Source organism: Streptomyces racemochromogenes (assembly GCF_044129415.1).
Classification (GTDB): domain Bacteria; phylum Actinomycetota; class Actinomycetes; order Streptomycetales; family Streptomycetaceae; genus Streptomyces; species Streptomyces racemochromogenes_A.
This window is the reverse complement of sequence record NZ_JBBDHD010000166.1, coordinates 1-12214: the sequence shown is the minus strand read 5'-3', so window position 1 is coordinate 12214 and position 12214 is coordinate 1. Positions and strand designations below refer to the sequence as shown.

11 protein-coding genes are annotated in these 12214 nt (G+C 76.0%); 6 read left to right on the top strand and 5 right to left on the bottom strand.

Translation table 11 applies throughout. The features are described from left to right. The 6 genes from WDV06_RS33570 to WDV06_RS33545 all read left to right on the top strand — a co-directional run. The coding region (locus WDV06_RS33570; protein ID WP_463668233.1) for an ADP-ribosylglycohydrolase family protein at window positions 1-1802 on the top strand (1802 nt) is incomplete at its 5' end. A gap of 7 nt (window positions 1803-1809) precedes the next feature. Further along, complete coding sequence (locus WDV06_RS33565) at window positions 1810-2955, top strand: ADP-ribosylglycohydrolase family protein (RefSeq protein WP_395513600.1); 1146 nt, start codon at window positions 1810-1812, stop codon at window positions 2953-2955. Continuing rightward, window positions 2952-4547: an ADP-ribosylglycohydrolase family protein gene (locus tag WDV06_RS33560; protein ID WP_395513599.1), complete on the top strand. Its 1596-nt coding sequence runs from the start codon at window positions 2952-2954 to the stop codon at window positions 4545-4547. Before WDV06_RS33565 ends, WDV06_RS33560 begins: the two co-directional genes overlap by 4 nt. After that, the gene (gene rbsK, locus WDV06_RS33555) at window positions 4544-5485 is read left to right on the top strand and encodes a ribokinase (RefSeq protein ID WP_395513598.1); all 942 of its coding nucleotides are present in this window, start codon (window positions 4544-4546) and stop codon (window positions 5483-5485) included. The genes WDV06_RS33560 and rbsK overlap by 4 nt, the downstream gene beginning before the upstream one ends. A gap of 31 nt (window positions 5486-5516) precedes the next feature. Beyond that, window positions 5517-6830 carry a CaiB/BaiF CoA transferase family protein gene (locus tag WDV06_RS33550; protein ID WP_395513597.1) on the top strand — a complete coding sequence of 438 codons (1314 nt, stop codon included), beginning with the start codon at window positions 5517-5519 and terminating at the stop codon, window positions 6828-6830. Then, window positions 6827-7636 (top strand): HpcH/HpaI aldolase/citrate lyase family protein, encoded by an 810-nt coding sequence (locus WDV06_RS33545; protein WP_395513596.1) that lies wholly within the window; start codon window positions 6827-6829, stop codon window positions 7634-7636. The genes WDV06_RS33550 and WDV06_RS33545 overlap by 4 nt, the downstream gene beginning before the upstream one ends. 73 nt (window positions 7637-7709) lie before the next feature. On the opposite strand, the gene lgt is transcribed toward WDV06_RS33545, so the two are convergent. The 5 genes from lgt to trpM all read right to left on the bottom strand — a co-directional run. Beyond that, window positions 7710-8702, bottom strand: a complete 993-nt coding sequence (gene lgt / locus WDV06_RS33540) for a prolipoprotein diacylglyceryl transferase (RefSeq protein ID WP_395513595.1) — start codon at window positions 8700-8702, stop codon at window positions 7710-7712. An 89-nt stretch (window positions 8703-8791) separates the two neighbouring features. After that, window positions 8792-9736 carry a DsbA family protein gene (locus WDV06_RS33535; protein WP_395513594.1) on the bottom strand — a complete coding sequence of 315 codons (945 nt, stop codon included), beginning with the start codon at window positions 9734-9736 and terminating at the stop codon, window positions 8792-8794. A gap of 95 nt (window positions 9737-9831) precedes the next feature. Beyond that, on the bottom strand, window positions 9832-10647 hold the full coding sequence (trpA, locus tag WDV06_RS33530; RefSeq protein ID WP_395513593.1) for a tryptophan synthase subunit alpha: 816 nt from the start codon (window positions 10645-10647) through the stop codon (window positions 9832-9834). Beyond that, complete coding sequence (gene trpB, locus WDV06_RS33525; RefSeq protein ID WP_395513592.1) at window positions 10644-11897, bottom strand: tryptophan synthase subunit beta; 1254 nt, start codon at window positions 11895-11897, stop codon at window positions 10644-10646. The genes trpA and trpB overlap by 4 nt, the downstream gene beginning before the upstream one ends. 213 nt (window positions 11898-12110) lie before the next feature. After that, window positions 12111-12214, bottom strand: a 104-nt coding sequence (gene trpM, locus WDV06_RS33520) for a tryptophan biosynthesis modulator TrpM (RefSeq protein WP_395513601.1), incomplete at its 5' end; no start/stop codon positions are given.

Here is a 12214-nt window from a genome sequence, read left to right as displayed (position 1 = left end):
CCCCGCCGCCGGCCGGCCGGCCCCGCGCGACCCCGCCGCACCGCCCCGCTCCGCCGACGCCCGCGGACGGCCCCCCGCCGGCCACCGCCCCGGACCCCGACGCCCCGGCCGCGCCCGCTGTCCTGGCGCCGGGACAGGAGCCGGGGGCCCCCGACCCGGCGCCGGTGACGGCCGTCGGGACGGGTCCCGCCCTCCCGGGCCGGAAGCCCGGAGCCACCGACCCCGGCGGAGCGGGGGCGCCCCGGCGCGGGGGCTGGACGTCGGCCCCCACCCCGTACGGAGCCGTGGGCGGCCTGCTCCCGGAGTCGTGGCAGGCACGGATGGGGGAAGGTTTCGCCACGGGCGGGGCGGCCGACGGGACAGACGAACCGCCGGGGCCGACCCGCACCGCACGCACCGGCCCGGAAGCTGCCGCGGCAGCCCGCACCGACCACTCCCCCACGGCACCCCCGGACACCGAGACGCCCCGCACGGACGGCAACCGCCCCGCGCCCCCGAACCAGGCGCAGGCGGACCCGACCCCCCTCCGGGCCCCCCGCACGGACAGCACCCGGCCCACACCGCCGGAGGCACACCGCACGGGGCGCGTCCCGGACGAGGCGCGGGGGGCGGTGCAGATGGAACGGGTCCCGTCCGCACCGCCCGACGCGGCCCCCGCCGGCCGGGGCCGGGGCGGGCCTGCGGGGGCGGTGCGGCGGATCGAGGGGCTGTTGCTCGGGCTCGCCGCCGGCGACGCCGCCGGCTGGCCCGCCGCCCGGCACCGGGCCAGCCGGATGCCCCAGTGGACCCGCCGCCTGACCCGCGAGCTCGACACCTTCGCCGAGCAGAACGCCACCACCACCCTCCCCGTCCCCATCGCCCTCAACCAGCCCCCCGAACCGCTCCGCCTCGGCCCCTCCGACGACGCCGAATGGGCCGCCTTCGCCGCCGAGTCCGTCCTCACCGCCGCCGGCGCCCTGCTCAGCGACCTCTCCCGGTCCCGCCGCATGCGCGCGGCCATCGACCTCGCCTGGAACGCCCTGGCCAGCGAGGTCGCCGCAGCGGCGGAACGGGCCCCCGAGGTCGAGTCCGCCGTGCTCCCGATGCGCGCCCGGATCTCCGTACGGGCCGGTCTCGGCAACCTCGCCGCCGGCCTGCGCCCGCCCGCCACCGGCCACGACAACCCGCACTACTTCGACGACGCCGCCTGCGTCCGCGCCTGCGTGCTCGCCGTCGTGCACCCCGGCGACCCCCGCGCGGCCGCCGATCTGGCCGAGTTCGACGCCCGCTACACCCAGGACGGCGACGGCGTCCACGGGGCCCGCGCCATGGCCGCCGCCGTCGCCGCCGCCCTGGCCGGGGCCGGCACCGACGCCGCCGTCGAGGCCGCGCTCGAACAGCTGCCCGCCGCCACCGAGATCGGCCGCAACGCCCGGCACGCCGTCGCGCTCGCCCGCGGCGACGGGGAGGGCGCCTTCGCCCTGGTCCCGCTCCTGGAGCACCAGATCGTGGACCACGTCTACAGCTACGGCATCGCCGCCGCCGAGACCGTCCCCGTGGCCCTCGCCCTGGCCACCGCCGCCCGCGGCAGGGTCGCCGAGGCCGTCCCGGCCGCCGCCTGCCTCTCCCGCGTCGCCGACTCCGCGCCCGCCCTCGCGGGCGCCCTCACCGGCGCCCTCGGCGGCGGCGACTGCCTGCCCGCCCCCTGGCGTGAGGCCTGCCGCGTCCTGTCCGGCTGCGCGCTGCCCCGCCTGGCCGGAACCGACCTGGTCGAGCTCGCCGCGCTCCTCACCCGTACGGAACTCACCACACCCAAGGGATGATTCGGACATGACGTTCACACTGGAGGACCGGATCACCGGCTCCCTCGTCGGCGCCGCCGTCGGCGACGCCCTCGGCGGTCCGGTGGAGGGCTGGTCCCCCGACCAGATCGCCGAACGGCACGGCGGCCGGGTGCACGGGATCGTCGGCCCCTGGTACGAGGACTGGCGCACCGCCCGCCCCCTCGCGCCGTACCACAAGGGCGACGGGCACGTCACCGACGACACCCTCATGACGCACGCGCTGGTCCGCGTGTACGCGACCGTACGGGACCACCTGGACGCGTACGCGGTCGCCGACCACCTCGTCCCCGACCTGATGTCCGTCCCCCGCTGGATCCCCGAGCTGGAGGCCGAAGCCCTGCCGCTCCAGCGGGTGTTCCTCGCCGAGAAGTGGATCGTGACGCGGCTGCACTACGCGCACGCCGACCCGCGCGAGGCGGGCAACGGCAACATCGTCAACTGCGGGGCGGCGATGTACATGGCACCGGTCGGACTGGTCAACGCGGGGAATCCGCAGGGCGCCTACGCCGAGGCGCTGGACGTCGCCGGGGCGCACCAGTCCTCGTACGGGCGGGAGGCGGCCGGGGTCTTCGCGGCTGCCGTCGCCGCGGCGTGCGTGCCGGGGGCGACGGCGGCGTCGGTGGTGGACACCGCGCTGGAGCTGGCCAAGGACGGCACCCGGGAGGCCATCGCGGCGGTACGGGAAGCGGCCCTGCGCCACCGGGACTTCGAGTCCGCGCTCGGACCGCTGCGGGAGGCGGTGGCCCCGTACGACTCGGTCGGCCCGGACTACCGCGCGCCCTCGCTCGGCGCGCGGCGGCCGTCCCGGCTGCACTCCATCGAGGAGTTGCCGATCGCGCTCGGGATGCTGCTGGTCGCGGACGGCGGGTACGGGACGGCGGTGCTCGGAGCCGTCAACTACGGGCGGGACTGCGACTCGACGGCCGGTATGGCCGGGGCGCTCGCCGGAGCGCTCGGCGGGGCGGGGGCGGTGCCGGCCGGCTGGGCCAAGCGGGTGGCCGAGGCCAGCCGGCTGGACCTGCACGCCCCGGCGGCGGAGCTGGCCGCCGTCGCCCGGGAGGTCTTCGCCCGCGACCGCACCCGCCGCCGCGCCCACGAGTCGGCTTTCACGGCCCTGGCGGCCTCCCGATGACGAGACCCCCCGCCGGCCCGCCCCGCCCGGCCCGGAGGCCGGCCGGGGCGGCCCACACACCGAACGGACACACCCCGGCAGGATGCGAGCCGGCTCCTCCGGCCGCCGGGAGGCGGCCGGCCGGTGCCGGGGCGGAGCTCGTACGGCTGACCTGGGCGCAGCCCGAGGACCTGGTCGGGCACGAGCTGCGGCAGGCCGCCGAGGACGGCCGGGACGCCGGGCCGCTGCTGCGGGCCTGGCGGGAGGCGGGCGGCCACCCGGCGCCCGCCCGGGCCGGCGCCTCCCCCGCCCCCGCCGGGCCGGAGCTGCGCGCCCTCGCGACCCGTCTGCTGGACGAACTCGCCGCCCTCCCGGTGCCTTCGGCCCCGGACGAGCCCACCGCCTGGCCCGCCATCCGCGCGACGTGGCCCGGCGGGGCCGGCCGGCCGCGGCCCCGGCCGGAACGGCACCGGTCCCCCGCAGCCCCCGCCCGTGCCGTCCCCGGAGCGGGGCCGGGCCCGGCCGGGCCGGGGTCGAGGGGCGGGGCGGTCGACGGCCTTCTGTGTGCGCGGCTGGAGGCCGCCTGGGTGGGGCGGGCCGTGGGGTGCGTGCTCGGGAAGCCCGTGGAGAAGCTGCCGCTGCACGGGATCCGGGCGCTGGCCCGGGCCGCCGGGAACTGGCCGCTCGACGACTGGTTCACCGCCCGCGGCGTCCCGCCGGAGGTGCTCGCCACGCACCCCTGGAACCGCCGCTCCGCCACCACCTCCCTCGCCGAGAACATCGACGGCGCCCCGGAGGACGACGACCTGAACCACCCCCTCCTCGGCCTGCTCCTCCTCCAGCGGCACGGCAAGCGCTTCGCCACCGCCGACCTCGCCCGCCTCTGGCTCGACGAGCTCCCGGCGGGCCGGACCTTCACCGCCGAGCGGAGCGCGTACCGCAACCTGCTGCTCGGCCTGGAGCCCCCGCTCACCGCCACCCACCACAACCCCTTCCGCGAGTGGATCGGCGCCCTCATCCGCGCCGACGTCCACGGCTGGACCAACCCCGGCGACCCGGCCGCCGCCGCCGAACAGGCCTGGCGGGACGCCTCCCTCAGCCACACCGCCTCCGGCGTGCACGCCGCCCTCTTCGCCGCCGCCACCCTCGCCGAGGCCGCCTCCGGCCGGGCCGACGTGCACGGGGCGCTCCGGGCCGGGCTGGCCGTCGTACCGCCCCGCTCGCGCCTCGCCGCAGCCGTCCGCTTCGGGATCCGCACGGCCCGTGCGGAGGACGACTTCGAACGGGTGGTGGACCGGCTGCACGCCCGCTACGGCGGCTACCACTGGGTGCACGCCCTGCCCAACACCGCCCTGATCGCGGCCGCGCTGACCCACGCGGACGGGGACTTCACCCGCTCCGTGTGCGGCGCCGTGTCCGGCGGCTGGGACACCGATTCCAACGGGGCCACCGCAGGCTCGGTCGCCGGGCTGCTGGCCGGCTCCGCCGACCGGATCCCGCAACGCTGGACCGCACCGCTCAAGAACCGCCTCTCCACCACCGTCGCCGGTTTCGACGGCGCCGGCTTCGACACCCTCGCCCGTCTCACCGCCCAGGAGGCAGCCCGCCCATGACGGCCATCGCCGTGCTCGGCAGTACCAACATGGACCTCGTCGCCTACGTCCCCAAGGCTCCGCGTGCCGGGGAGACCGTCACCGGTCGGGAGTTCCGCACCGTCCCCGGCGGCAAGGGAGCCAACCAGGCGGTGGCCGCCGCCCGCCTCGGCGGGGAGGTGGTGATGATCGGCGCGGTCGGCGCGGACGAGTTCGGCGTACGGCTGCGGTCGGCCCTCGCCGCGTCGGGGGTGGAGACGGCCGCCCTGCGCACGGTCGAGGGCGCCAGCGGCACCGCCCACATCACCGTGGACGACGAGGGCGCGAACAGCATCGTCGTCATCCCGGGCGCCAACGGCCGCGTCACCGGCCTGGAGCCGGGTGACGACTCGCGCATCGGCGCCGCGGACTGCCTGCTCCTCCAGCTCGAACTGCCGCTGGAGGCGGTGCTCGCCGGGGCCCGCGCCGCCCGCGCCCACGGGGTGCGGACGGTCCTCACCCCGGCCCCGGCTCAGCCGCTGCCGCCCGAACTCCTCGCCGCCACCGACCTGCTGGTCCCCAACGAGCACGAGGCCGCCGCCCTGACCGGGCTCACCGACCCGCACCGGGCCGCCGAGGCCCTGCTGCGGGAGGTCCCCGAGGTGGTGATCACGCTGGGCGCGGCGGGATCCCTGTACGCGGCCCGGGGGCGCGAGCCCCTGGAGGTGCCCGCGCCCCGGGTGCGGGCCGTGGATACCACCGCCGCCGGGGACACCTTCGTGGGGGCGCTCGCGGTGGGTCTCGGGGAGGGCCGGGCGGTGCCGGAGGCGCTGCGCTGGGCGTCGGTGGCGGCGGCCCTCTCCGTGCAGCGGCCGGGGGCGCAGTCCTCGATGCCGACGCGCGCCGAGACGGACGCCGCCGCCCTGGCCGGGGTCGCGGATCCGGAGTCCGGCGGCCTCGCACCGGGAGGCTCCGCATGACCGCGGCCGCCCCGCCCGACAGGACGGCCCGATGACTCCGGCCGGCGCCGCGGCCGGAGACGGCTGCGCCCACGATCCGGCGGCCCGGTCCGAGGCGCCCGCCCGCGCCGCCCCGGGTCCGGCCGCCGGACCCGGCCCGGCCGCCGCCCCGGGTCCGGCGCCCGGCCCCCTCGCCGGGCTGCGGGTACTGGATCTGGCCACGCTGTTCGCCGGGCCCCTCGCCGCCACCCTGCTCGGGGACTTCGGGGCCGAGGTGGTCAAGGTCGAGCACCCGGAGCGGCCCGACCCCTCGCGCGGGCACGGGCCCGCCAAGGACGGGGTCGGACTGTGGTGGAAGCTGCTCGGCCGGAACAAGCGGACGATCACCCTCGACCTGTCCACCCCCGGCGGCCGGGACACGCTGCTGCGGCTGGCCGCCACCGCCGACGTGGTGATCGAGAACTTCCGCCCCGGCACCCTGGAGCGGTGGGGCCTGGGCTGGCCCGAGCTGTCGGCGGCCAACCCCCGCCTCGTCCTGGCCCGCGTCACGGCCTTCGGCCAGCAGGGCCCGTACGCCCGCCGCCCCGGCTTCGGCACCCTCGCCGAGGCCATGAGCGGCTTCGCCGCGATCACCGGCGATCCGGACGGGCCGCCGACCCTGCCGCCCTTCGGCCTCGCCGATTCGATCGCCGCGCTGACCTGCGCCTACGCCGTGATGACCGCGCTCGCCGGCCGGGAGCGGACCGGGCTCGGCCAGGTCGTCGACCTGGCGATCATCGAGCCGATCCTCACGGTGCTGGGCCCGCACCCGCTCTGGTACGACCAGCTCGGCTACGTGCAGCCCCGCACCGGCAACCGCTCCGCGAACAACGCCCCCCGCAACACCTACCGCAGCGCGGACGGCCGCTGGCTGGCGGTGTCCGCGTCGGCCCGGTCCATCGCCGAGCGGGTGGTGCGCCTGGTCGGGCGGCCGGAGCTGGCCGACGAACCCTGGTTCGCCACCGGATCCGGCCGGGCCGCCCACACCCATGTCCTGGACGAGGCGGTCGGCGGCTGGATCGCCCGCCACAAGGCGGAGGAGGTGCTCACGGCCTTCGAGGAGGCCGAGGCGGCCGTCGCCCTGGTCTACGACGTACGGGACGTGCTGGCGGACCCCCAGTTCGCGGCCCTCGACACCGTCACCGAGGTCGAGGACCCCGAGCTGGGACCGCTGCGGATGCAGAACGTCCTGTTCCGGCTGTCGCAGACCCCCGGCGGGATCCGCTGGGCGGGGCGCCCGCACGGCGCGGACACCGACGCCGTACTGACCGAACTCGGCCTGACCGCGGCCGAGATCACCGCTCTGCGCACGGAGGGTGCGTTGTGATCCTGACCTGGCTCTACGCGCCCGGGGACCGCCCGGCGGTGGTCGAGAAGGCCCTGCGCAGCGGGGCGGACGCCGTCATCGTCGACCTGGAGGACTCGGTGTCGGCCTCCCGCAAGGAGTACGCCCGCGCCGCCACCGCCGAGCTGCTCGGCGAACGGCCGCCGGTACCGGTGCACGTACGGGTGAACGCGCTGGGCTCCCCCTGGGCGGGCGCCGACCTCTCGGCCCTGGCCCGGCTGCACGGGCTGGCGGGGCTGCGGCTGCCGAAGGTGGACGCCCCGGAGCAGATCGTCCGGGTCGCGGACCGGATGGGCGGGGTGGCGCTGTACGCGCTGCTGGAGTCCGCGCTGGGGGTGGAACGGGCGTACGAGATCGCCCGCGCGCATCCTTCCCTGCAGGGGCTGACCCTGGGCGAGGCCGATCTCTGCGCGGACCTCGGGGTGTGTGCGGAGGGCGGGCTGGACTGGCCGCGTTCCCGGGTGGTGGTGGCCGCCCGGGCCGCCGGGCTGGCACCGCCGGCGCAGTCGGTGTTCCCGGACATCCGGGACCTGGAGGCGCTGGCCGCGTCCTGTGCGCGGGGGCGGTCGCTGGGGTTCCTGGGGCGGGCGGCGATCCACCCTCGGCAGCTGCCGGTGATCGAGCGGGCCTTCCTCCCGGGGCCGGAGGAGGTCACCGCGGCGCAGGAGATCGTCTCGGCGGCCCGGGCCGCCCCGGGGGCCCTCGCCCTTCCGGACGGCCGCTTCGTCGACCCCGCGGTCGTGGCCGCCGCCCACCGCACCCTCTCCCTGTCACAGCGGGCCCGCTAGGCCCGGCCCCGCGGTGTGCCGGTACGCCGAAGGGGGCGCCGCAGGTGGTGCGGCGCCCCCTTCGGGTGCGGGTTCAGCTCTTGTCGGCCTCCGGGCCGGACTTCGTCAGCCCCACCGGCTTCGCCTCGGCCTCGGCCTCGGCGGAAGGCTCCGGGCCCTCGGCGGTGGCGGCGGCGCCGGCCTCCGGCTTCGCGTCCTCGGTCTTGGCCGCAGCCGCCCCGTCCCCGGGCTCCCCGGGCTCCCCGGAGGGGGCCGGGACCGGTTCCACGACCTCTTCGCGCCCCGGCCGCAGCTTCGCCGAGAGGACGAAGTAGACGACCGCGAGGACGAAGACCACGATGGCCGTCCACACGTTCAGCCGGAGACCCAGGATGTGGTGCGCCTCGTCGACCCGCATGTACTCGATCCAGACCCGGCCGGAGCAGTACGCCGCCACGTAGAGGGCGAAGGCCCGCCCGTGTCCGAGCTTGAAGCGGCGGTCGGCCCAGATCACCAGGCCGGCCACGCCCAGGCACCACAGGGACTCGTACAGGAAGGTCGGGTGGTAGAGGCCGGCCACCCGGTTGGGTCCCTCACTGATCTTCAGCGCCCACGGCAGGTCCGTGGGACGGCCGTACAGCTCCTGGTTGAACCAGTTCCCCCAGCGGCCGAAGGCCTGGGCGAGGGCGATGCCGGGGGCGAGGGCGTCGGCCCAGGCGGGCAGCGGGATGCCGCGCAGCCGGCAGCCGATCCAGGCGCCCACCGCGCCCAGCGCGATCGCACCCCAGATGCCGAGGCCGCCCTCCCAGATCTTGAAGGCGTCGACCCAGTCGCGGCCTTCGCCGAAGTAGAGCTGGTAGTCGGTGATCACGTGGTAGAGGCGACCGCCGACCAGGCCGAACGGCACCGCCCACACGGCGATGTCCGCGACGGTGCCCGGCTGTCCGCCGCGCGCGATCCACCGCTTGTTGCCGAGCCAGACGGCGACGAAGACGCCGATGATGATGCAGAACGCGTAGCCGCGGAGCGGGATCGGCCCGAGATGGAGCACGCCGGTCGACGGACTGGGGATGTAAGCAAGGGTCATGGCAAGGCTGACGCTACCCTGCCGGGCGGTGGCCACCGCAACCCGCCCGGCAAGCTGAAACCAAAACCACACACGGCGGTCGCCGCGGCTCAGTCCTCCGTCGTCCCCTTGGACACCGCCTTCGAGCCTGGCGTCCCCGAGGAGCCGGCCTTGGGGGCGGAGCCGGACCGGCCGGAAGCGGAGGCCGAGGGGGAAGCGGAAGCGGAGGCCGGGGCGGAGGCGGAGGCCGGCGGCTTGGGCGCCGCGCCCGCGTTGGCCTCGACCTTCTCTTTCAGCTTCTGCGGGGTCAGCGGGTTGGCCTGGTCACCGAAGATGTCCTTGCCGTCGAGCAGGACGGTCGGGGTGCCCTTGAACTTTCCGGCCCGGAACGCCTCGTGCGACGCACCGACCCAGCTGTTGTGGGTGCCGTCCTGCACGCAGGAGCGGAACGCGGGGGTGTCGAGTCCGCCGACCTTCCCCGACAGCTCCAGCAGCTTCGCGTTGTCGCTGTAGGCGTCGTCCGTCTCCTGCGGCTGGTTCACGAAGAGGACGTCGTGGTACGCGGCGAACTTGCCGGCGTCCTGCGCGCAGGCCGCCGCGTTCGCCGCCTTCAGGGAGCCGCTGCCGCGCATGTTGCCGTCGATCAGGGTCACCAGGTGGTACTGGATCTTGAGCAGGCCCCTGTTCTCCAGGTCGTGGAGGGTGTCGCGGTAGTTGTCCTCGAAGGCCTTGCAGGCGGGGCAGCGGAAGTCCTCCCAGACCGTGAGGGTGGACTTGGCGCCGTCCTTGCCGGTCTGGATGGCGAGGGCGTCCTTGCCCGTGGCGCCCGAGGGCGCCGCGACGGGTCCCTGGGCGGACTTGTCGCTCTTGCCGGTGTTGGCCGCGATCACGCCGACGACGGCGGCCAGGCCGAGTACGCCCACCACCGCCCCGCCGACCACGAGGGCGCGCCTGCGCTTGTCCTTCCTCTTCTGCTGCTCGCGCTCCGCCTGGAGTCGCTCCCGGGCCGATCGTTTCGTCACATCGCGGTTCGCACCGTCGTTCTTCTCGCTCACGTTCCGCCAAACGAAGCGGGGAGGCACTCGCGTGCCTCCCCGCTCCCGAATCCACCCGATCGGGCTACAGAACCCCGATCCGGGCCCGTCCCGCGTCAGGACCTGCGTACGCCCTCCGCGAGGTCGCCCGCCAGGGCCCGCACGGCCTCCAGGCCCGTCGGCAGGTCGGGGGCGTCCAGCAGCAGCTTCACGAAGGCCGAGCCGACGATCACACCGTCGGCGAAGCCGGCGACCTGCTTGGCCTGGACGGCGTTGGAGACGCCGAGGCCCACGCAGACCGGCAGCTCGGTGGTGGAGCGGGTGCGGCGGACCAGTTCCTGGGCCTCCTGGCCGACCGAGTCCCGGGTGCCGGTGACGCCCATGAGGGAGGCGGCGTAGACGAAACCGGAACCCGCCGCGGTGATGGTGGCGAGGCGTTCGTCCTTGCTGCTGGGGGCGACGACGAAGACGGTCGCCAGACCGTGCTTGGCCGCGTGCTCGCGCCACAGCGCGGACTCCTGGACCGGCAGGTCGGGCAGGATGCAGCCCGCGCCGCCGGCGGCGGCCAGCTCGGCCGTGAACCGCTCGACGCCGTAGCGGTCGATGGGGTTCCAGTACGTCATGACCAGGATCGGGACGCCGGTGGCCTCGAAGGCCTCGCGGACCGTGCGCAGCACGTCCGCGATCTTGACCCCGCCGCGCAGGGCGATGTCGTCGGCGGTCTGGATGACGGCGCCGTCCAGGACCGGGTCGCTGTGCGGCAGGCCGATCTCGACGACGTCGGCGCCTCCGGCGATGACGGCCTTGACGGCCTCGATGCCGCCGTCCACGGTCGGGAACCCGGCCGGGAGGTAGGCGACGAGCGCGGCGCGGTCCTCGGACTTGGCCTTGGCGAGGGTGTCGCTCAGCAGCTGGACGTTTCCGTGGCTCACTTGTTCTCCCCCTCGGGCTCCGTGCCGTCGTACAGCCCGAAGTAGCGGGCTGCCGTGTCCATGTCCTTGTCGCCGCGGCCGGACAGGTTGACCACGATCAGGCCGTCCGGGCCCAGCTCCTTGCCCAGGTCGAGGGCGCCGGCCAGGGCGTGGGCCGACTCGATCGCCGGGATGATGCCCTCGGTGCGCGAGAGCAGGCGCAGGGCCTGCATGGCGGCGTCGTCGGTGACGGCGCGGTACTCGCCGCGGCCGCAGTCCTTGAGGTAGGAGTGCTCGGGGCCGATGCCCGGGTAGTCCAGCCCCGCGGAGATGGAATAGGGCTCGGTGATCTGGCCCTCCTCGTCCTGGAGGACGTAGGAGCGGGAGCCGTGCAGGATGCCGGGCTCGCCGGCGGTCAGGGTGGCCGCGTGCTCGCCGGTCTCCACGCCGTGCCCGGCGGGCTCGAAGCCGACGAGGCGGACGCCGGTGTCGGGGATGAAGGCGTGGAAGAGGCCGATGGCGTTGGAACCGCCGCCGACGCAGGCCGCGACGGCGTCGGGCAGGCGGCCGGCGCGCTCCAGGATCTGGCGGCGGGCCTCGACGCCGATGACGCGGTGGAAGTCGCGGACCATGGCCGGGAAGGGGTGCGGGCCGGCGACGGTGCCGAAGAGGTAGTGGGTCCGGTCGACGTTGGCGACCCAGTCGCGGAAGGCCTCGTTGATGGCGTCCTTGAGGGTCCGGGAGCCGGACTTCACGGCGACGACCTCGGCGCCGAGCATGCGCATGCGGGCCACGTTGAGGGCCTGGCGCCGGGTGTCGACCTCGCCCATGTAGATGGTGCAGTCGAGGCCGAAGAGGGCGCAGGCGGTGGCGGTGGCGACGCCGTGCTGGCCGGCACCGGTCTCGGCGATGACGCGGGTCTTGCCCATGCGCTTGGTGAGCAGCGCCTGGCCCAGCACGTTGTTGATCTTGTGCGAGCCGGTGTGGTTGAGGTCCTCGCGCTTGAGGAAGATCCGGGCGCCGCCGGCGTGCTCGGCGAACCGGGGGACCTCGGTCAGGGCGCTGGGGCGGCCCGTGTAGTTGACCATGAGGTCGTTGAGCTCGGCGGCGAAGGCCGGGTCGCTCTTGGCCTTCTCGTACTCGACGGCGACCTCGTCCACGGCGGCGACGAGGGCCTCCGGGATGAACTTGCCGCCGAAGTCGCCGAAGTAGCCCTCGGCGTTGGGGACGCTGCCCTCCGGGTCCGGGAGGAAGAACGAGCTGGTGGACATGCCACTACTCCTACGTGGTGCGGTATGCGATCCGACGGGTGGCTGGTGTGCACCGTATTGCGCCGTCGGTCCGTCGCCCGCGCACCCCGCTGGAGGGGGTGGGGGTACGGACGGAGCGGTCCTCGCCGGGAGCCGGTGGACGGCTCGGGGCGCAGGGCCGTACGCGGCCGGCCGCGCCCGGTGCCCAGGGCTACCGGGCGGGCGGAGCCGTCGTTACGACGCGGCTCCGCCGCGCCATCGCATGCCGTTGACCTGACCGGGCTCGGAGCCGATCACGTAGCGCACCCGCCGGCCGTGGACGCGCCGGGCGGGGGCGC

What these genes read in the sequence shown, in the direction of transcription:
- WDV06_RS33565 (WP_395513600.1), top strand. Translation starts at nt 1,810, where the DNA reads ATGACGTTCACACTGGAGGACCGGATCACCGGCTCCCTCGTCGGCGCC.
- WDV06_RS33560 (WP_395513599.1), top strand. Translation starts at nt 2,952, where the DNA reads ATGACGAGACCCCCCGCCGGCCCGCCCCGCCCGGCCCGGAGGCCGGCC.
- rbsK (WP_395513598.1), top strand. Translation starts at nt 4,544, where the DNA reads ATGACGGCCATCGCCGTGCTCGGCAGTACCAACATGGACCTCGTCGCC.
- WDV06_RS33550 (WP_395513597.1), top strand. Translation starts at nt 5,517, where the DNA reads ATGACTCCGGCCGGCGCCGCGGCCGGAGACGGCTGCGCCCACGATCCG.
- lgt (WP_395513595.1), bottom strand. Translation starts at nt 8,702, where the DNA reads ATGACCCTTGCTTACATCCCCAGTCCGTCGACCGGCGTGCTCCATCTC.
- trpB (WP_395513592.1), bottom strand. Translation starts at nt 11,897, where the DNA reads ATGTCCACCAGCTCGTTCTTCCTCCCGGACCCGGAGGGCAGCGTCCCC.